The organism is Paraconexibacter sp. AEG42_29, assembly GCF_040581415.1.
Taxonomy (GTDB): Bacteria; Actinomycetota; Thermoleophilia; order Solirubrobacterales; family Solirubrobacteraceae; genus Paraconexibacter.
The window spans coordinates 664,513-682,893 of record NZ_CP114014.1 but is presented as its reverse complement, the minus strand read 5'-3'; the positions used below and the strand labels follow the sequence as shown (position 1 = coordinate 682,893).

17 protein-coding genes and 1 riboswitch are annotated in these 18,381 nt (G+C 75.3%); of the genes, 4 read left to right on the top strand and 13 right to left on the bottom strand.

Going from position 1 to position 18,381, the window contains the following annotated elements:
• Positions 1 to 2: 2 nt before the first annotated feature.
• The 3 genes from DSM112329_RS03245 to DSM112329_RS03235 all read right to left on the bottom strand — a co-directional run bounded on the left by DSM112329_RS03245 (position 3) and on the right by DSM112329_RS03235 (position 2,725).
• Complete coding sequence (locus DSM112329_RS03245) at positions 3 to 1,583, bottom strand: AMP-binding protein (RefSeq protein ID WP_354700374.1); 1,581 nt, start codon at positions 1,581 to 1,583, stop codon at positions 3 to 5.
• Positions 1,584 to 1,738: 155 nt separating this feature from the next.
• Entirely contained in the window at positions 1,739 to 2,488 is a 750-nt protein-coding gene (locus tag DSM112329_RS03240; RefSeq protein WP_354700373.1) for a CbtA family protein, read from the bottom strand.
• An 18-nt stretch (positions 2,489 to 2,506) separates the two neighbouring features.
• The gene (locus DSM112329_RS03235; protein ID WP_354700372.1) at positions 2,507 to 2,725 is read right to left on the bottom strand and encodes a CbtB domain-containing protein; all 219 of its coding nucleotides are present in this window, start codon (positions 2,723 to 2,725) and stop codon (positions 2,507 to 2,509) included.
• 39 nt (positions 2,726 to 2,764) lie between these two features.
• Positions 2,765 to 2,901: riboswitch (cobalamin riboswitch) on the bottom strand.
• A gap of 62 nt (positions 2,902 to 2,963) precedes the next feature.
• Between DSM112329_RS03235 and DSM112329_RS03230 the strand changes: the two genes are divergently transcribed.
• From DSM112329_RS03230 to DSM112329_RS03220, 3 genes are read left to right on the top strand one after another with little or no spacing between them, the layout of a single operon-like run.
• Positions 2,964 to 4,436, top strand: a complete 1,473-nt coding sequence (locus tag DSM112329_RS03230; protein ID WP_354700371.1) for a precorrin-3B synthase — start codon at positions 2,964 to 2,966, stop codon at positions 4,434 to 4,436.
• Positions 4,433 to 5,059: a precorrin-8X methylmutase gene (locus DSM112329_RS03225; protein WP_354700370.1), complete on the top strand. Its 627-nt coding sequence runs from the start codon at positions 4,433 to 4,435 to the stop codon at positions 5,057 to 5,059. The genes DSM112329_RS03230 and DSM112329_RS03225 overlap by 4 nt, the downstream gene beginning before the upstream one ends.
• Positions 5,060 to 5,111: 52 nt before the next feature.
• Positions 5,112 to 6,623, top strand: a complete 1,512-nt coding sequence (locus DSM112329_RS03220) for a precorrin-2 C(20)-methyltransferase (RefSeq protein ID WP_354700369.1) — start codon at positions 5,112 to 5,114, stop codon at positions 6,621 to 6,623.
• A gap of 422 nt (positions 6,624 to 7,045) precedes the next feature.
• Here the strand turns inward: DSM112329_RS03220 and DSM112329_RS03215 are convergent, their stop codons facing one another.
• The 3 genes from DSM112329_RS03215 to DSM112329_RS03205 all read right to left on the bottom strand — a co-directional run bounded on the left by DSM112329_RS03215 (position 7,046) and on the right by DSM112329_RS03205 (position 10,569).
• Positions 7,046 to 7,870: an ABC transporter permease gene (locus DSM112329_RS03215; RefSeq protein ID WP_354702542.1), complete on the bottom strand. Its 825-nt coding sequence runs from the start codon at positions 7,868 to 7,870 to the stop codon at positions 7,046 to 7,048.
• 84 nt (positions 7,871 to 7,954) lie between these two features.
• Entirely contained in the window at positions 7,955 to 9,700 is a 1,746-nt protein-coding gene (locus DSM112329_RS03210) for a hypothetical protein (RefSeq protein WP_354700368.1), read from the bottom strand.
• Positions 9,697 to 10,569, bottom strand: a complete 873-nt coding sequence (locus DSM112329_RS03205) for a PHB depolymerase family esterase (RefSeq protein ID WP_354700367.1) — start codon at positions 10,567 to 10,569, stop codon at positions 9,697 to 9,699. Before DSM112329_RS03205 ends, DSM112329_RS03210 begins: the two co-directional genes overlap by 4 nt.
• A gap of 101 nt (positions 10,570 to 10,670) precedes the next feature.
• On the opposite strand from DSM112329_RS03205, the gene DSM112329_RS03200 reads away from it, so the two are divergent.
• On the top strand, positions 10,671 to 11,387 hold the full coding sequence (locus tag DSM112329_RS03200; RefSeq protein ID WP_354700366.1) for a TetR/AcrR family transcriptional regulator: 717 nt from the start codon (positions 10,671 to 10,673) through the stop codon (positions 11,385 to 11,387).
• On the opposite strand, the gene DSM112329_RS03195 is transcribed toward DSM112329_RS03200, so the two are convergent.
• From DSM112329_RS03195 to DSM112329_RS03165, 7 genes are all read right to left on the bottom strand, one after another.
• Positions 11,324 to 11,509, bottom strand: coding sequence for a DUF5679 domain-containing protein (locus DSM112329_RS03195; RefSeq protein ID WP_354700365.1), 186 nt, complete (start codon positions 11,507 to 11,509; stop codon positions 11,324 to 11,326). The two genes, DSM112329_RS03200 and DSM112329_RS03195, sit on opposite strands and share 64 nt — an antisense overlap.
• Positions 11,510 to 11,639: 130 nt before the next feature.
• Positions 11,640 to 13,100: a hypothetical protein gene (locus DSM112329_RS03190; RefSeq protein ID WP_354700364.1), complete on the bottom strand. Its 1,461-nt coding sequence runs from the start codon at positions 13,098 to 13,100 to the stop codon at positions 11,640 to 11,642.
• An 85-nt stretch (positions 13,101 to 13,185) separates the two neighbouring features.
• Positions 13,186 to 13,932 (bottom strand): cobalt-precorrin-6A reductase, encoded by a 747-nt coding sequence (locus DSM112329_RS03185; RefSeq protein ID WP_354700363.1) that lies wholly within the window; start codon positions 13,930 to 13,932, stop codon positions 13,186 to 13,188.
• Between the two features lie 5 nt (positions 13,933 to 13,937).
• The gene (gene cobF / locus DSM112329_RS03180; protein ID WP_354700362.1) at positions 13,938 to 14,696 is read right to left on the bottom strand and encodes a precorrin-6A synthase (deacetylating); all 759 of its coding nucleotides are present in this window, start codon (positions 14,694 to 14,696) and stop codon (positions 13,938 to 13,940) included.
• Complete coding sequence (gene cobM / locus DSM112329_RS03175) at positions 14,693 to 15,454, bottom strand: precorrin-4 C(11)-methyltransferase (protein ID WP_354700361.1); 762 nt, start codon at positions 15,452 to 15,454, stop codon at positions 14,693 to 14,695. Before cobM ends, cobF begins: the two co-directional genes overlap by 4 nt.
• Complete coding sequence (gene cbiE / locus DSM112329_RS03170; RefSeq protein ID WP_354700360.1) at positions 15,451 to 16,659, bottom strand: precorrin-6y C5,15-methyltransferase (decarboxylating) subunit CbiE; 1,209 nt, start codon at positions 16,657 to 16,659, stop codon at positions 15,451 to 15,453. The genes cobM and cbiE overlap by 4 nt, the downstream gene beginning before the upstream one ends.
• The gene (locus tag DSM112329_RS03165) at positions 16,656 to 18,314 is read right to left on the bottom strand and encodes a bifunctional adenosylcobinamide kinase/adenosylcobinamide-phosphate guanylyltransferase (RefSeq protein ID WP_354700359.1); all 1,659 of its coding nucleotides are present in this window, start codon (positions 18,312 to 18,314) and stop codon (positions 16,656 to 16,658) included. Before DSM112329_RS03165 ends, cbiE begins: the two co-directional genes overlap by 4 nt.
• Between the last annotated feature and the right edge of the window lie 67 nt (positions 18,315 to 18,381).

The window sequence follows — 18,381 nt, the reverse complement described above, 5'->3', positions numbered from 1 at the left end:
GCTCAGCCGCCCTTCGCCCGCTCCGCTTCCTGCTGGCGCAGCTCGATCCGGCGGATCTTGCCGGTCAGCGTCTTCGGCAGGTCCGGGACGAACTCGATGAGCCGTGGGTAGGCGTACGCCGACAGCCGCTCGCGGACGAAGGCCTTGATCTCGTCCGCCAGCTCGTCGGTCGGCTCGTGGCCGCCGGCGAGGACGACAAACGCCTTGACGACATGGCCGCGGCGCTCGTCGGGTGAGGCGACCGCCGCCGCCTCGGCGACCGCCGGATGCTCCAGGCAGGCCGACTCCACCTCGAACGGACCGATGCGGTAGCCGGCGGCGATGATGAGGTCGTCCGCCCGGCCCTCGTACCAGTAGTAGCCGTCGGCGTCGGCGCTGGCGGCGTCGCCCGTCCGGAACCACTCGCCGCCGAAGACGCGCTCGGTGTCCTCGTCACGGTTCCAGTATCCCAGCGGGTAGTGCGGGTTCGACCGCGCCTTGAGGGCGATCTCGCCACGGGTTTCCGGCTCGGTGACCGGGACGCCGTCCTCGTCCAGGATCGCCATCTCCCACCCGGGGCAGGGCTTGCCCATCGACCCCTCCCGGACCTCCATGAACGGGTAGTTGGCGACCATCGGGTAGGACTCGGTCATCCCGTAGTAGTCCAGGCACGTCAGGCCGAACTGCTCGCGGAACCAGCGGATGGCCTCCGGGTTCAGCGGCTCGCCGGCGCTGCAGACGACACGGAACTTCTGCGGGTACGTCGTGCCCGCGTCCGCGATCGACATCATCGAGCGCATCGCCGTCGGCGTCGTGAAGACGTTCGTGACCTCGTGGCGCGAGAGGAAGTCCAGCTGCCGGCGACCGTCGAAGCCGCCCTCGCGCTGCAGCACGCACTGCACCGCGCCCAGCCGCCAGGGCCCCAGGAGCGGCGCGATCCCCGCCGCCCACGCCCACTCCCCCATGCCGTGGAACCGCTCGCCGGGCTGCACGTCGTGGGCGTAGACGAACTCGTTGTGGGCGAGCAGGTAGCGGTGGGCGTGGACGATGCCCTTCGCCGTGCCCGTGGTGCCCGACGTGTAGTAGAGCTGGGCCGGGTCGTCCTTGTGCGTGTCGGCGAGGACCGGGGTCGCGTCGGCAGCCGCCAGGACGTCGGCGTCGAGCACGATCACGGTCTCGACCAGCGAGGTGTCGAAGCGGCCGACGTTGGCCGCGTCCGTGACGAGCACCTTCGACCGGGAGTCCTCCAGCCGGTAGCCGATCCCGTCGTCCCCGTAGAGGACCGACATCGACAGCAGCACCGCGCCCAGCTTCCACGTGCCGAAGAACAGCGCCGCGGTCTCGGGTGTGGGCGGCAGGACGACGGCGACGCGGTCGCCCTTCTGGACCCCGGCCTCGCGCAGCAGGTTCGCCGCGCGGTTCGCGAGCTCCTGCAGCTCACCCCACGCGAGCTCGCGGACCGTCCCGTCGAAGTGCTCGTGCACCATCGCCAGCTGCTCCGGCGGATGCTTCTCGCACACGTCCTGGGCGATGTTGTAGCGGTCGGGCACCTCCCAGCGATGGTCGGCGACAGCCTGGTCGTACGTGCGCTCGGTGGTGCTCATGCTGCCGAGTCTCGCGCCCCGCGCCGGGAGAGCGCAACAGCGACGTGCGCGGCCCCACCGGGAGCCGTCGCGGAAACGGAATGCAGCCAGTCACGCTGAGCGCGACTGGCTGCATCCGGTCGACGGCCGGGCGGCCGGCCCCGGCGGGACGTCCGTCAGGCGGGTTCGGCGCCGGCGGGCGCTGAGCGCCGTGCGGCGACGGGGGCGAGCAGGCGCTCGGCCGCGGCCCCGAAGGCCAGGCCGATCGTCGCCCAGAGCGTCGCGCTGATCGCCAGCGAGGCGACGCGGAAGCGGTACATCACGTCGGCGGGGTAGGTCGCCGGCGTCTCGTGCACCGCCGGGAGGATCAGCTGCGCGACGACGATCACGGCGATGAACGTCACCCCGGCCAGGATGGCCGCGTTCCAGGGGCCGAGGCGATCGAGGAACTCGCGCCGGATGCGCGCGGCGCCGACGAACGCCAGCATCGAGATGGCGACCATCGCGAAGAACAGCAGGGTGCGCCGGTCGATCGTGTCGTCCGCGTTGAGCGCGGGCGGGCTCGCCGGGTACTTGGTGAACGGCACCAGGGTGATCGTCACGAAGCCGGTCAGCGCGAGTGCCGCGGCCGTGGAGCGAGCGCCCTTGACGCTGATGCGGCCGTACGCGTACGCGTACACGAGCGCGAACATGCCGCCGAGGGCGACACCGAGCGCGATCGTGCCGGTGGCCAGGCCGATCGAGCGCTGGACGCCGCGGCTGACGAGCGGCTCCCCGCCGGCCTCACCGGCGGCCGCCGCGAGGGCGCCCTCGTAGTCGATGGCCTTCTGGACCTGGGGCTCGCCGAAGATGTAGGCGACGGCGAACGCGAGCAGGCCTGCGAGCAGGCCGACCAGCATCCCCCGGATCAGGAGGGAACGAACCATGTCGCTGAGCCCGTGCCGCTAGTGGCAGGGAAAGCCGAGAAGATGCCGCGCGTCGTGCACGAACTCGTGCACGGAGCTGCCACCGATCAGCGATGCGGCGCCTTCCTCGGCGCCGACGAAGTACACGAGGAGGGACATGAGCAAGCCCCCGAAGATCGCGTAGGGCAGCAGTTCCTTCGGCGAGGCGATGGGGCCGGCGACGGCTCCGGTGCCACGTTCAACAAGCGTCTCGGACATCTGGTGAGGCCTTCCTCGGGATCACGCGTCCCGTCAGTCAGTGGTTGTCGTCCGGCGGTGGAGTGTCTGGCTTGCGGGCCGTTTGCAGCCCGTTCACAGTGGCGCGACCGCGCCGGTTTTGCACCGGCTTCCTCCGTCGTCGAACGTCCGGCGGATACTACCCGAGCGCCCCTGGCCACGCGAGCACGGCGCGCCCCGCGACCCCCGGGCGGGGAGGCCTTTCGCAGGGGCGCTGGATATGCTCGCGACCGATGTTCCGAGCCGTCGCAGCCGGATCCGCGACCGCGGGCCGTCGATCCTGGTGATGCCGCAGCGCACGATCATCCCTGCCGTCGTCAACGACGACCGCTGTCCCGGCGTCCTGCGCCTTCACGACGCCGCCGACGGCGCGCTGGCGCGCGTCCGACTCCCCGGCGGGCGCCTCCCGGCCGCCGGCCTGGACGCGATCGCCGACCTGAGCCGACTGGGCAACGGCCTCGTCGAGCTCACCTCGCGCGCGAGCATGCAGGTCCGCGGGCTCGACGCGGGCGACTCGCGTGCCGCCGCCGACCGCCTGTGGTCCGCCGGTCTGCTGCCGTCGCCGGGTCACGATCGCGTGCGCAACGTCGTCGCGCCGCCGCTCGGTCCCCGGCATCCGGCGGCGCTCGTCGACGCCGACGCGCTGGTTGCGGCGCTCGACCGCGCGCTGTGCGCGGACCCGGTGCTGGCCGGCCTGCCCGGACGCTTCCTGTTCGCGATCGAGGACGGCAGCGCGACCCTCGCCCGGCACGGCGCCGACGTCACCCTGGTGGCCCAGCTGGCGGCCGCCGGGCCCGTGGTCGGCGGCCGCGGGGTCGGCGGGGACGCGGTCGGCGGGGACGCGGTCGGCGGGACCGCGGCGGGACGCGGCGTGCGGGCGACCACCCTGCGGCTGTACCTGGCCGGTGCGGCGACCACGCTCACGACCGACGCGGGCGGTGCTGCGCAGCTCATGCTTTCGGCGGCCCACGCCTTCCTCCGTGCCCTGCCGGTCGACGCCGAGCGCACATGGCGCATCAGCGACCTGCCGGACGGGACGGCGCGGATCGCCGCCGCGCTGGGCGGCGCGCTGACCGGTGGCGCGGTGCTCGGTGCCGGGCGCCCGCTCGCGATCGGGACGACCACCCAGGCCGACGGGCGCGTCGCGCTGACCGTCCTTCCGCCCCTGGGACGGCTCCCGCAGGACACGCTCATGCCGCTGTCCCGTCTCGCCGCCCGCCACGGCGGCGACGTGCGCCTGTCGCCTGACCGCACCCTGACGCTGGCCGATGTTCCCGCCGGGGACGCCGACGCCGTCCTGGCCGAGCTCGGCGCGCTGGGCTTCGTCACCATGGAGGGATCTGGCTGGGACGGGCTCTCCGCGTGCGCCGGGCAGGGTGCCTGCGCGAGCGCGCTCCTCGATGTGCGGGCGCTCGCGGCCGGGCGAGCCGCGGCACGCGCGGCGGGCACGGGCAGCGACCGACCCGCCGGCGGCGACGGGCCGGTGCGCGAGCACTGGACCGCGTGCGAGCGTGGCTGCGGGTCCCCCTCCGGCGCGCTGACGATCCGCGCGAGCGCGGATGGCGGCCTGCTCGTCGACCGCCCCGGCGACGACCCGCTGCGGGCCGCAGACGTGCCCGCCGCCCTCGACCTCCTGGCGACCGCCGACCGTGCGCGTCCCTCCCCTGCCTCCCGCGAAGGACTCACGCCATGACCGACTACATCCGCGACGGCGCCGAGATCTACCGGCAGTCGTTCGCGACGATCCGCGCCGAGACGGACCTGGCCGGCGTCGAGCCGATCCTCGAGCGGACCATCGTGCGCATGATCCACGCCTGCGGCATGGTCGACCTGGTGCCGGACGTGGCGGCGTCGCCCGGGTTCGCGCCCGCGGCGGAGGCCGCGCTCCGCGCGGGCGTCCCGGTGCTCTGCGACACGAACATGGTCGCCTCGGGCGTCACCCGTCGTCGCCTTCCGGCGGGCAACGACGTGGTCTGCACCCTCACCGATCCGCGCGTGGCGCCGCTGGCCGCCGAGATCGGCAACACCCGCACGGCGGCCGCCGTCGAGCTGTGGCGCGAGCGCCTCGAGGGCGCGCTCGTCGTCTTCGGCAACGCGCCGACCGCGCTCTTCCACCTGCTCGACCTCGTTGCCGCCGGTGGCCCGCGGCCGGCGGCGGTCATCGGGATCCCGGTCGGCTTCATCGGCGCGGCGGAGTCCAAGGCGGCGCTGGCCGCGAACGACCTCGGCCTCGAGTACCTCGTCGTCCACGGCCGGCGCGGCGGCAGCGCGATCGCCGCCGCGGCTGTCAACGCGCTCGCGAGTCCCGACGAATGAGCGTCGAAGGCGTCGTCCAGGGTGCTCGTTCGCCCAAGCCGGAGGTCGTCCGGTGAGCGGCACAGGGCCTGGGCGGCTCTACGGCGTCGGCGTCGGTCCCGGCGACCCCGAGCTCGTCACCCTGAAGGCACATCGCCTGATCGCAGCGGCGGACGTCATCGCGTTCCCGATCGCGCCGCGCTCGACCACCGGCGGCGTCGCGCGTTCGATCGCTGCGTCGCACATGCGGCCGGACGTGATCGAGGTGCCGATGGTCTACCCCATCACCGTCGAGGAGAGCGACCATCCCGGCGGCTACGAGGCCGCCATCGTCGACTTCTACGACGAGTCCGCCGCCGCGCTGGCCGTGCACCTGGACGCGGGCCGCGACGTCGTCGTCCTCTGCGAGGGCGACCCGTTCTTCTACGGCTCGTACATGTACATCCACGACCGGCTCGCGCATCGCTACGTGACCGAGGTCGTCCCGGGGGTCACGTCATTCAGCGCTGCGTCCGCCGCCGCGGGGACGCCGCTCGTCAAGCGGGACGACGTCCTCACCATCCTGCCGGGGACGCTGCCCCCCGACGTCCTCGCGACGCGCCTGCGGACGGCCGAGGCGGCGGTCGTCATGAAGCTCGGCCGGACCTTCGAGAAGGTCCGCGACGCGGCACGTGCCGCCGGCGTCGCCGACCGTGCGCAGTACGTCGAGCGCGCGTCCTCCGAGCGGGAGCAGACGACGCCGCTCCTGGACGTCGACGCTGCGACCGTGCCGTACATGTCGCTGGTGCTCGTGCCGACCGACTGGAGCTCCACCGCACGCCCGCCGGCAGCGGTCGGCAGCGTGGCCGTCGTCGGGCTCGGGCCCGCCGGGGCGCAGTGGCTGACCCCCGAGGCCCAGGCCGAGCTTGCGGCCGCGGATGTCCTGATCGGGTACCAGACCTACGTGGACCGGGTCCCCCATCGTCCCGGCCAGGAGCGCTTCCCGACCGACAACCGCGTCGAGGCCGACCGCGCCCGGCACGCCCTCGAGCTCGCCGTGGCCGGCCGCCGTGTCGCCGTGGTCTCGAGCGGCGACCCGGGGATCTTCGCGATGGCGACCGCCGTGCTCGAGGTGCTCGATGGCGCCGCCGACGAGTTCGCCGGCGTGGACGTCCGGATCGTGCCGGGGCTCTCGGCGATGCAGGCCGCGGCCGCGCGCGTCGGTGCACCCCTGGGGCACGACTTCGCGGTCGTCTCTTTGTCGGACATCCTCAAGCCGTGGCCCGTCGTCGAGCAGCGCCTCGCCGCCGCGGCCGCCGCGGACTTCGCGCTCGCGCTCTACAACCCGGCGTCGAAGACGCGGCGCGAGCAGCTCGACCGCGCGGTCGCGATCCTGCGCGAGCACCGCGCGCCGTCGACCCCCGTGGTGATCGCGCGGGCGGTCGGCGACCCGGCCGCGGAGACGGTCACCGTCGTCACGCTCGGCGAGCTCGACCCGGACGCGGTCGACATGCGGACGCTGCTGATCGTCGGCTCCTCGCAGACGAAGACGATCGCGGGCAGCGGACAGGTCTACACGCCGCGCACGTACCCGCCGACCGCCTGAGCCTCTCTCTCGGAGTCCGTCGTCACGCTGAGGCGGGGTCCTGCGTGGGCCGGGTCCTCCGTGAGACGCGGAGGCGGCCGGGTCGTGCGCTGCGTCGCACGCAGGCCGGGCGCCGGTGTGTCTGAGTCGGCGGCCGGACAGCGACGGCCGGACGAACGGCCGGGGGAACGCGCTGGGTCGCACGAGATCGGGCGGGTCTGCGCGAGGGCGGTCAGCGACGACCGGGGAATGCGCTGCGCCGACGCAGACCAAGCGCCGGGGGAGTCGTCCCGGCGTCGATCAGCGACGGCCGGTCGGCGCCTCGACGCGCTCGCCCGGCCTGATCACCGCACGCTGGATGAGCTCGCCGATCAGGACCGCCGCGGCGAGTTCGACCGCGAGCAGCAGCCCGGTCGCGGCGCGGGCCGGGGCGGCGATCGCGATCAGGCGCGGATCCGCGCGCGATGCCGCCCCTGCAGCCGTCCGCCGGCCGTCGCGCCCGCGGTCGCCGCCATGACCGCGACGAAGAGCAGCGCAAGCGCCTCGACCTCGACCTCGACCTCGAGGACGAGGACGAGCACGATGGCCGCCCCGACCACGGCGAGCTGGACCACGGCGCGCAGCGCGGCGACGGCGATCTCCCGCGCGAGACCGAGGCGCAGGCGGTAAGCGAGGCCGGCGGCGATCGCGGCGAAGGCGACGCCCGCGAGGGCGCGGAGCAGCGTGTCAGAGACGGCGCCGGCGCTCCTGCCCGTGCGTCGTGACCACGAGGCGACCGCGTCCGGCGCCGGACGACGACCAGGCGGACGACGGGCGGACGACCGAAAGGGCGGACGGGCGATTCCGCGGAATCGTCGCGTGCGTGCATGCTGGCCGTGCCGACTTCGCCACCGCAGCGCGATTCCGCGGCAGATCCTGCGCAGAGCAGCGGCCGATTCCGCGGAATCGTCGACAGCGAGCGACTCGCGACCGGCCGGCGACGACCGGCGAGGAGCGTTCGGGAAGGCGATCCGGCGACCCCCGCAGACGGACGGCCGGGCGACAGCCGATTCCGCGGAATCGTCGGCAGCGGCCGCGCGACACCCGACGGGCCCGGGCGGGTCTCGCCGAAAGCGCAGGCGATTCGGCGGAACGTGTCGGCGCTGGCAGGTCCCGCCGCCGGCCGCTAGGGAGAGACACGACGGCACCCGCGGGCGAGCCCGCCCCGGCCGCTGCGATCCCGAGACGGGCCCTCGATCAGGCGCGAGCGCGAACCAGGACCGCGGCATGGCTCGGCGCAGCGGCACCGCGGCCCGCGCGCCACCCCAGACTCGAGCGGTCACGCGACTCGAGCGGACACGCGACACGAGCGGTCACGGACGGCAACGCGCCGGCGCGGCAGGCAGGGGCGCACCGGTGTCCAGCGCGCCCCCGATCGCCAACGCGCGTCCCGGAGCGGGACCGCCCGGCGTGCCCCACCAGTTCCCTCGCGCCGAGACGTCGAAGCCCACGACCGCGGCGGCGAAGGTGCCGCCCTGCAGGCAGTTCCCTCCCAGTGACCCGAGCCCCCCACCACCGAGGTCGATCGTCGCGTTCGACGCGTCACCGAGGTCCTCGATCGTGAGGTTCGCCGGGGTCGACCCGACCCCGCCGCTGCCGGACAGGTCCGTCCGCTGGACGAGCGCCGAGAGGCGCGACACCGCCCCGGCGTTCGCGATCCGCAGGTTGCCCGCGTGGTTGCCCGCGATCGTCGAGTCGCTGACGTGCAGGGCGAGCTCCTGGGTCGGGCCCGTGCCGTTGGCGACCGACGAGCCGAACGTGAGGCCGTTGTTCGCGCAGTCCGTCAGCCGGCTCCGCCGGACAGCGAGGTCGACGACGTTGCGGGCCCCGCCGCTCGCCGCGATCAGGCAGTCGGCGTTGTTGCCCGGGATGACGACCGTGTCGCCGAAGCCCGAACCCCCGAAGCCCGTCGAGCCCGAGGCGACCACGTTGTCCAGGCGCATCCGCAGGCGCGCGCCGGTCCCGAGCGCGAGCTGCTCGATCACGTCCCCCGGGGTGCCGGAGAAGGTGCTGTCCGACACCTCGACGAGGCCGCGCCCGCCGTCCCCCATGCTGACGAACTCCAGGCCGTTCGCCGAGAAGCCGCCGCGGCCGGGGGTGTGCGTGTAGCGGTTGCGGACGATCGTCGCCCGCAGGCTCGACGGGCCGACGACGTTCACGAAGACCCCCTCGGAATCCGCCCCGGCCGGACCGAGCCCGGGGTCCTCGTCGTTGCCAAGGCCGGACTGCCGGTTGCCCTCCACGCGCGCGACGAGCCGGGACCGCTCGCGGGTCTGCAGGCCGATGGCGAGCACGGACTCCAGGTCGTCCCCCTGACGCAGCTCGCGCACGTCGTTGCCCGCGATGGTCGCGCGCACGTCGGCGTCGCCCGACACGCGGATGTCGATGCCGTCGCCGCAGTCGGCGTCGTGGACCTGGTTGCCGCGGATGGCGATCTGGGAGCGGCCGGAGCCGATGTCCACCATGATCCCAGCCCAGCCGTTGTGCAGGCCGGCGCTGATCGGGATGCCGACGCCCGCGACCGTCGTCGGGACGTTGAAGGGCGGGATGAGGAAGCCGCGGGTGCAGCCGACGTTGTGGCCGCTGATGTCGCTCGCGAGAACGCTGACCTTGCGGACATCGGTGCCGTAGACCCCGCCCCGCCGCGCACCGGTGACGCGGATGTTGCGGACGGTGGTGCGGTCGGCCAGGCGGACGGCGTCGCCCTCGAGGTGCACGGCCGTCGAGTTCGTCAGGCGCGGCGCCGGCGCGTCCGCCGGCAGGCCGCCGGTGACGGACCGGCCGTCCCCGATCAGCCGCTGCCGCGGCTTGAGCTGCAGCCCTCCGTCGAGCGCGGTCACGGCCGGCAGGACGACGATCCGGTCGCCCGCTCGGGACTTCGCCTCCACGGCGGCCAGGGTCGCCAGCGGCGCCGCGCGCGTCGTCCCCCGCCCGCCGTCCGCGGCGCCCGCCTCGACGTACCACGTCCGCGTGGCGGCCGCGGCTGCCCCGGGCGCGGCGGCGGCCCCCGTGACTACTCCCAGGAGGACGACAAGGGCCGCCGCGGCGCGCGCGCTCACGGGCGTGGGTGTGCCTCGAAGAACGCCCACATGCGGCTGCGCTGATCCTCGCCCCGGGCGCCGGACGGCCAGTTGTGCGAGGTGAGCCCCACGACGCGCGAGAGCACCCTCACCCCGCCCGCGCACGTGTAGAGCTCGGACGTTCCGAACGCATCGGTGGAGCGCGCCGGGGTTGCAGCGCAGTCGTTGATCCCGGTCCACTCGTCCGTGTTCTGGGCCAGGCCGCCGTAGGTGAAGTCGAACTGCCCGGCGATCAGGCCGACCGCGATCGGGCGCGACGGGGAGCACGGCGCGGCCAGTCCCGCGAGGCTCGGGGTGCCGCCGGCGTAGGAGGTCACCGACGCGAACGTGTCCGCTCCGTCGCAGGCCACGCGCTGGCTCATGACCGCGCCGTTCGACCACCCGTCGACGTGGATCCGCTGCGGGTCCACGCACCACTGCGCAGCGATGTCGGCCGCCATCGCCTTCAGGTCGGCGACGTCGGTCGAGACGGGCGTGTACGGGTCCCAGAGACCGGAGAACGAGACGCCGCGCGCCTGCGGGTAGGCGACGATGAAGGGGTGCGACGCCGCGAACGGCGTCCAGCCCGTGAAGAGCTCGTCCTGGGCCCCCGTGCTCCCGGCACCGTGCAGGCTCAGCAGCAGCGGGACGCGCGGGCCGCTGAGTCCCGCCGGGACGTTCACGCGGTAGCTGCGCCGGCCCACCGTGCGGGTCACGGTGCCCGCCGTCGGCGCTAGCGAGCAGCCGTCGGTGGCGGCCGACGCGGACGGCGCGGCACGGGTGGCCGCGCCGGCGACCCCTGCGCTGCCGGCGGTGAGGATGGCCGCGAGTGACAGCGCGGCCCCCAGGATGCGACGAGTCGACCTCATGCTCTCTCCTTTGAAACGACGGCTGACCAGATTCGGGAACGGACGCTACCAGCGGCCTACCGCTTCTGACAAGTGCTCTGACCAGATATGATCCGGCGTCCGTGACGAGGACGCCGCCCACCGATGCCGAGCCCGGCCGCCGCTACGGCGACCGCACCGCGGCGGAGCGCAGCGAGGACCGCCGCGGCCGCCTCGTCGCCGCCGCACTGGAGGCGTTCGGGACCACCGGCTACGGGCAGACGTCGATCGAGCAGTTGTGCGCGCAGGCCCGCGTCTCGACGCGGAACTTCTACGAGCTGTTCGCCGGCCGCGAGGCGCTGCTGCTCGCCCTGCACGACGACCTCAACGCCCGGGCGCTGACCGCCGTCGCCGAGGCGGTCGCCGCCGTCGACCCGGATGACCTTCCCGGCCGCGCGGGCGCCGGGGTGCGCGCCTACTTCACGGTGGTGACGTCAGATCGCCGCTGGGCGCGGATCGCGATCGTGGAGTCGGTCGGCGTGAGCCAGACCACCGAGCGCCATCGCCGCGAGGCGATCCAGCGGTTCGCCGACCTGCTGCAGCTGGAGTTCACGCGGCTGGCCGAGGCCGGCCTCATCCCGGCGCGTGACTTCCGGCTGACCGCCATCGCGCTGGTCGGCGCCATCAACGGGCTGGTGAACACCTGGGCGGGTGACTCCGCGTGGGACGACAGCCTGGACGATGTCGTCGCGGTGGCGACGGAGCTGATCGTGACGGCGGCAACGCGCCCCGTCGTTCAGGTGGCGGCCTTCGGGGCGCGGCGGATCGCGAACAGCGGCGCCCCGCACTCCGGGCAGTAGCCCTGCCAGCCGGGCTTCCCGTTCGTCAGGGTGACCGCCTGCGCGTCGGCGATCGTGACCTTCTCGCCGCAGACGCACCAGCCCATGGCGGTCGACGGGTCGGGGACGGCGGCGTCGCTCATCCACCGCAGGATAGATCGACGCGGCCCCCGAGGCCGCGCGGGAGCGACGTGGCAGTACCAGGTGCCGGAGAACGACACCTGGTACCGCCACACCCCCGTGCGCCCAGCCCGGCGTGTCCGGCGGTCCGTCTCAGCCGATGCGCTCCGCGTAACGCGCACCGGCCGCGGCCGTGCCCCAGGCGACGATCGCGCGGCCGGGCTGCAGCACCGTCTGGGCGCTGGTCGCGAGCTCGTCCGCAGCCGAGAGCGCGGTCACGGTGTAGGACGCGTCCGCCGACGCGCGGGTGGCGACCGCGACCACCGCGTGTCCGTCGACCGGCTCGTCGCCGCGCACGCCGGTCCGCAGCGTCACGACCTCGCTCCCGTCGGCACCCGTGTCGAGGTCCTCGAGCACGGCGTCGGTCCCGGGGGCCGTCAGCGTCTGCCGGTCCACCGGCTTGGCGGTCCCGCTGTCGGCCGCGCCGTTCAGCAGCGCGCTGCTCACCGTGAAGTGCCCGTCGGCGTACCCGGTCCACGCCAGGTGGCGCAGGCCGTTCGGGTCGATGTCGACCCGGACGACGGCGCCGCTCGCCGACCGGCCGCTGAGAGCGGGCAGCTGCGCGAGCTCGGCGGCGGCCGAGAAGCGACCGCCGTCCCGCGCCTGGGCGACCCGCACCGCGCCGGCCGTCCCGTCCCCCTCGTGGACCACCTGCGTGGACCAGCCGACGAGCTCGGCGCGGTGCAGGCTGAGGGACGCGCTCGGCGCAGCGAGCGATCCGCGCACCGTCGTCCCGGCCCGCTGCGTCGCCCTGAGCCAACCGCCGAGCGTGCGGACGCGGGCGTTCACGGCCTCGTTGTCCGTCCACACCGCCAGCGCGTCGCCGCGCTCGTTGATCGCCGCGGCCACGCGCGGCAGCGTGCGCGTGGGCTCCGCGATCCGCGTAGTCGTGATGCGGCTGGAGCCCATGCGGCGCACGGCCAGGTAGATGATCGACCGCCGGCAGCCGCCGTCGCGGCAGACGGGGACCACGAGCGCGGCGTCCCCACGCGCGTTCACCGCCAGAGCGGGCGCCGACGCGTGCATGGCGGCCGGACCGACCGGGTGCACGGTGCCCAGCTGCGCGCGGTTCGCCGACAGGCTGCCGAGGGCCAGGACGGCCTGCGAGCTGTCCGCTCGCGCCCTGACGCCCGCAGCGATGAGGCCGCCCCGGCCGTACGCGGCGACGCCGCCCAAGCCCAGGCCGACGCGGGTGCTGCCGGTGCTGAACGGCAGCGGGTCCAGGAAGACGCCGTTGGTGAACGCACTCGCATCCGAACGCGGTCCGGGTGCGTCGCCGCCCCCGACGTCGGACACCGCCACCCCGAGGCCGTCCGCGTTGAGCGCCAGCGCGGGGTTGCCCGCGAGCGACGCCGGCCCGCCGTAGCGCAGCGGCGTCGCCGGCCCCCAGGCCCCTGGGGCACCGCCCGGGCCGGCGGCCGCGGCCGCAGCGGTGAAGCCCGGGACGACGATCGCCGCGGCGACGGCGGTGGCCGCCGTGCCGGCGACCAGACTGCCGAGGGCCGGGCGGACCCGGCGCGAGCCGGGGATCAGGCGGAAGAGAGGGTGCGGCATGGGTGGTCCTTCGGGTCGGGGGACGGGCGCGGCCCGCACCGCCCTCTCCGAACGCCCGACGGCCCCGCGAGGTTCCGCCGGCCGGTCAGCGCTGGGACAACACCCAGCCGGCGGCGTCGTCGACCGTGGCGACGGTCTCCACGTCCGCGCGCGGCGGCCGCCGGACCACGATCACCGGCAGGCCGCGGGCCCGGGCCGCGTGCAGCTTCGCCTCGGTGAGCGGCCCGCCGCTGTCCTTCGTGACGATGGTGTCGACGGCGTGGGAGTCGATGAGCCCCAGCTCGCCCTCGAGCGTGTAGGGCCCGCGGTCGAGCAGGACCTCGTGCTGCGGTGGCAGGTCGGCGGGCGCGGGCGGGTCGACGCAGCGGATGAGGAACCAGGCGTCTGCGTTGGCGGTGAACGCGGCCAGGCCCTGGCGCCCGCTGGTGAGCAGGACGCGGCGCGCGCCGAGCTCCCGCAGCGCGGTCTCGGCCTGCGGCAGGTCGTCGACCCAGTGCCAGCGGTCCTCCGGACCGGCCGTCCACCCCGGGCGCTCCAGGCGCAGGAGCGGGATCTGGGCCACCCCGCACGCGTGGACCGCGGAGCCGGAGATCCGCTCGGCGAAGGGGTGGGTGGCGTCGACGACGCGCTCGATGCCGTGCTCGACGAGCCAGTCCGCGAGCGCATCCGGGCCGCCGAAGCCGCCGATCCGGACTGCGCCGACGGGCAGGCGCGGCCGTGCCACGCGGCCGGCCAGCGACGAGAGCACAACGACGCCGGCGGCGTCCAGCGTCGCGGCGAGCGCGCGCGCCTCGGCCGTCCCGCCCAGGATCAGGACGGTGGGAGCGCCCACCCCGGTCATCGGCGCCGCAGCAGGTAGATGTCGAACATCCAGCCCTTGCGCGCCTTCGCCGCGTCCCGGTCGCGGACGATCTGCGGCGCGACCTCCGCGAGCGGTCCGCTGCGCAGGAGCTCGTCCGGCGTTCCCAGGTACGCGCCCCAGTAGATGTCGATGCCGTCCGCCGGGATCGTCGCGAACGTCGCGCCGGCGTCGAGCATCACGACCACGTCGTCGACGCCGTCCGGCATCCCGCCGGCCAGCAGCCGCGCGGGCATGATCTGCACGGCCCGGCCGACGCGGTTCAGCGGGATGCGGTGGCGGGCGGTGAGCGCGTGGACGGAGCTGACGCCGGGGACGACCTCGTGCGTGAACGCGACCTCCCCACGGGCGGCCACCTCGTCGACGACCGCGAGCGTGGACTCGTACAGCGACGGGTCGCCCCAGACCAGGAACGCACCCGTCTCGTCCTCGCCGAGGTGCTGCGCGATCGCGGCGCCCCAGAGGTCGGTGCGCTGCTGCCGCCAGCGATCGACGGCGGCCCGGTAGTCCGGCGCATCCCGCCACGGCCGCGGCGGGTCCGCCAGCTCGACGGTCCGGTACGACCGGCCGGGTGCGCGGTGCGTGTCGACCACCTGACGGCGCAGGGCGACCAGCTCGTCCGCCGCGTTCTTGGTCACGACGAAGAGGACGTCGAACCGCTGGAGCGCGGCGACCGCCTGCTGGGTCACGTGGCCCGGGTCGCCGGCGCCGATGCCGATCAGCAGGACGGTCCTCATGCGTCGTCGCCCGCGGCGGGGCGGTCGCGCGCCTTGGAGTACAGGTGGCTCTCGCGGAAGTCGTGCGCGGCGAGCGCGGGGCCGACCAGGATCGTGGCGGTGCGGCGGATGCCGGCGTCCGCGACCTGGGCGGCGATGGTCGCCAGCGTCCCGCGCAGGACCAGCTCGTCCGGCCAGCTCGCGCGGGCGACCACCGCGGCGGCGCAGTCGGGACCGTAGTGCGGCGTCACGGCCGCGACGATCTCGTCGATCGCCTGCGTCCCGAGGTGCACCACGAGCGTGGTGCCGTGCGCGGCGAGCGACGCGAGGTCCTCCCCCGCCGGGATCTTCGACGCGAGCTTCCCGTAGCGGGTGAGGATCACGGTCTGGGCGACCTCGGGCACCGTCAGCTCGCAGCGCAGCGCGGCGGCGGCCGCAGCGAACGCGGGGACGCCTGGCGTGACGTCCCAGGGGATGCCCAGCGCGTCCAGGCGGCGGGTCTGCTCGGCGACCGCGCTGTAGATCGACAGGTCCCCGGAGTGCAGACGGGCGACGTCGTGTCCGGCGCCGTGCGCGGCCTGGCAGGCGGCGATGATCTCGTCCAGCTGCAGGTGCTGCGTGTCGATCACCTGCGCCTCGGCCGGAGCGTGCCCGAGGATCTCGGCCGGCACCAGCGCGCCCGCGTAGAGCACGACCGGTGCCGCGGCGATGAGCCGCTGGGCGCGGAGCGTCAGCAGGTCGGGCGCCCCGGGGCCGGCGCCGATGAAGTGGACCGTCATGTCGCCGCCTTCGTCGCGGACCACTGCACGACCGTCATCTGCGCGCGCCAGCCGGTGAAGGTGCCGATCGGCTCGGCGTGGGCGACGTCGATGCGCGTCAGCGTCCCGCCGCGGGACCGCTGCGCGGCGAACGCGGCCTGCTCGCCCTCGAGCGTGACGACGTTCGCGACGATGCGGCCGCCGGGCTTCAGCGCGTTCCAGCAAGCGTCGAGGAGACCGGGCGTGCTGAGCCCGCCGCCGACAAAGATGACGTCGGGCGCCGCGAGTCCGGCGAGCGCTGCGGGCGCGCGACCCTCGACGATGTCCAGCTCCGGGACGCCGAGCGCCGCCGCGTTCTGGGCGATGCGGCCGAGGCGGTCGGCGCGCGGTTCGACGGCGATCGCGCGGGTCGTCCGCTCCGCCCGCAGCCACTCGATCGCGACCGAGCCGTTGCCGGCGCCGACGTCCCACAGCAGCTCACCCGGGAGCGGCCCGAGCGCCGCGACCGTCACCGCGCGGATGTGGCGCTTGGTCAGCTGGCCGTCGGACGCGACGAACGCGTCGTCCGGGAGGCCGGGGGTCCGCGCGTGGCCGCGGCCACCGGCGACCTGCAGCGCGACGACGTGGAGCGGGTCGGCGACGTGGTCCAGGGCGCGCGCCGCGGTCGTGTCGTGGCGCTGCTCGCCCGGCCCGCCGAGTTGCTCCAGGACCGTGAACGCGCTGGCCCCGGCGCCGTGGCCGGTGACCGCTGCGGCCAGCCGCGCCGCGCCGTCCGTCCCGGTGACGTAGGCGACGATCCGGCGGCCGGGCTGCAGGGCGCGCAGGACGACGGCAGGGTCGCGGGCGACGGTGCTGACGAGCTCGACGTCGTCCTGCGGCCAGCCCATCCGGGCGCAGGCCAGCGCGAACGCGGACGGGTGCGGGATGACGCTGACGTGCTGCGCGCCGGCCGCGCGCACGAGGGTCGCGCCGATGCCGTGGAGCATCGGGTCGCCGCTGGCGAGGACCGCGATGCGGTCGTCCTGCGCTGCGCGCGCGGCGAGCTCGTCGGCGAGCGGCGCCAGCGGGGACGGCCACGGCGTGCGGACGGCGGCGACCTCGCGGGCGGGGAGCAGGTCGAGCTGCCGCGCGGAGCCGACCACCTGCGCAGCCTGGCCGAGGGCCGCTCGGGCCGGGCCGGTCAGGCCGTCCCAGCCGTCCGCCCCGATGCCGACGACGGTGATCACGCGGTGGTCCCCGTCGTGGCGCCGGCCACGGCGGCGGTGAGGGCGGCGGTGAGGGCGGCGGCCAGCAGCGCGTTCTGCTCCGGGTCCCGGGCGGTGACGCGGATGTGGCGCTCGTCCAGGCCGGGGAACGATCCCGCGGGACGGACCGCGATCCCGCGCCCGCGGAGGGCGGCGACCGCGCGCGGCCCGTCGTCCACCCCGACCAGGAGGAAGTTCGCCGCGCCCGGCCAGACGCGGACGCCGTCGATGTCGAGCAGGCGCGCGTGGAGGTCGGCCCGCTCGCCGGCGGCGCGCTCGGCGATCGCGTGCAGCTCGTGCGGGTTCGCCGCCGCGGCCTGCAGCGCGGCGAGCGCCAGGGCGTTGGCGGACCACGGCGGGCGTACGGCGCGCAGCCGGTCGGCGACGGGCGGCGGCGCCAGCGCGTACCCGGCACGCAGGCCGGGGACGCTCAGCACCTTCGTGAGGCTCCGGACGACGATGACGTCGTCCAGCGGCTCGCCCGCGAGCGAGCCGGGCTCACCGGGGACGAGGTCCATGAACGCCTCGTCGACGACGACGATCCGGCCGGGCCGCCGGAGGGCGAGGATCGCCGACGCCGGGTCGAGCGTCCCGCTGGGCGACGCGGGGTTGCCGACGATGACCAGGTCGGCGGTGTCCGGGACGGCCTCCGGCTCGAGGGCGAAACCGCGCTCGGGGTCGCGCTGGACGCGGACGACGGGGATCCCGTGCGCGTGCAGCGCGGCCTCGGACTCGGTGAAGGCCGGGTGGACACAGGCCGCGAGGCGCGGCCGCAGGGCCGGCCCGAGCAGCCAGAGCGCCTCGGCGCCGCCGTTGGTCGGGATCACCTCGCGCGTGCCGCGGCCGTGCTGTGCCGCGACGGCGGCGATCGCGTCGTCCTCTCGCGGGTACTGCGCGGCGCCGTTGTCGAGCGCCGCATCGAGCGCGGCGCGCAGCCACGCGGGCGGGCCGCCGGCGACGACGTTCACGGCATGGTCCGCGTCCCCGGGGCGCACGTCGCGGTCGCCGTGGCGGCGCAGATCGGCGTCATCGGTGCGCGCCCCGGGACGGCTCCGCGGGTCGACCGTGCGGAACGGGTGGTCGGCAACACCCTCGTCCTGCGGTCCCGCGAGGGGGACGGGGCGGCCCGCGACCACCAGGACGACGTCGTCCGCCGCGGCCGCGAAGCGCTCGGTGGCAGCGCCCAGGAGGTCGACCCAGGCACGCGACGCGGGGTCGGGGGGCGTGACGCCGGACCCCGCCTGCTCGGCGACGACAATCACCGCAGCGGCGTCACGGGACGCGCGCACGGCCGCGTCGACGGAGGTGAGCACGGCGTCGCTGACGGCCGGAAGGCGGCCGGGGTCATCGAACGCGCCCGCGTGGTGCAGCGCGCTCGCGATCCACGGGCCGAGCCCGTCGATCAGGACGCACGACGCGGCCGCCGACGCGCCGCCCAGCACGACGGCGAGGTCGGGGCCCGCGATCACCGTCGTCCAGTCCGCCGGTCGGCGGGCGACGTGGGCCGCGATGCGGTCCCCCATCGAGGCGTCGCCGGTGGCGACGTACCGGACGGGAAGGCCGCTCGCTGCAGCGAGCCGCTCGGCGTGGGCGCTCTTGCCGGACCGCGTGCCGCCGGTGACGACCGTCAGGCTCACCCGACCGCACCGCCGGCGGCCGCCGTTACGAGGGGGGTGGCAGCACCAGGTGTCGTTCTCCGACAGC

Bases quoted from the DNA above. Each gene is read 5' to 3' on its own strand.
- DSM112329_RS03215 (WP_354702542.1), bottom strand. From the start codon at position 7,870: ATGCCGCGGTCCTGGTTCGCGCTCGCGCCTGATCGAGGGCCCGTCTCG.
- DSM112329_RS03225 (WP_354700370.1), top strand. From the start codon at position 4,433: ATGACCGACTACATCCGCGACGGCGCCGAGATCTACCGGCAGTCGTTC.
- cobM (WP_354700361.1), bottom strand. From the start codon at position 15,454: ATGACGGTCCACTTCATCGGCGCCGGCCCCGGGGCGCCCGACCTGCTG.
- DSM112329_RS03240 (WP_354700373.1), bottom strand. From the start codon at position 2,488: ATGGTTCGTTCCCTCCTGATCCGGGGGATGCTGGTCGGCCTGCTCGCA.
- DSM112329_RS03230 (WP_354700371.1), top strand. From the start codon at position 2,964: ATGCTCGCGACCGATGTTCCGAGCCGTCGCAGCCGGATCCGCGACCGC.
- DSM112329_RS03235 (WP_354700372.1), bottom strand. From the start codon at position 2,725: ATGTCCGAGACGCTTGTTGAACGTGGCACCGGAGCCGTCGCCGGCCCC.
- cobF (WP_354700362.1), bottom strand. From the start codon at position 14,696: ATGAGGACCGTCCTGCTGATCGGCATCGGCGCCGGCGACCCGGGCCAC.
- DSM112329_RS03205 (WP_354700367.1), bottom strand. From the start codon at position 10,569: ATGAGGTCGACTCGTCGCATCCTGGGGGCCGCGCTGTCACTCGCGGCC.
- DSM112329_RS03190 (WP_354700364.1), bottom strand. From the start codon at position 13,100: ATGCCGCACCCTCTCTTCCGCCTGATCCCCGGCTCGCGCCGGGTCCGC.
- DSM112329_RS03245 (WP_354700374.1), bottom strand. From the start codon at position 1,583: ATGAGCACCACCGAGCGCACGTACGACCAGGCTGTCGCCGACCATCGC.
- DSM112329_RS03195 (WP_354700365.1), bottom strand. From the start codon at position 11,509: ATGAGCGACGCCGCCGTCCCCGACCCGTCGACCGCCATGGGCTGGTGC.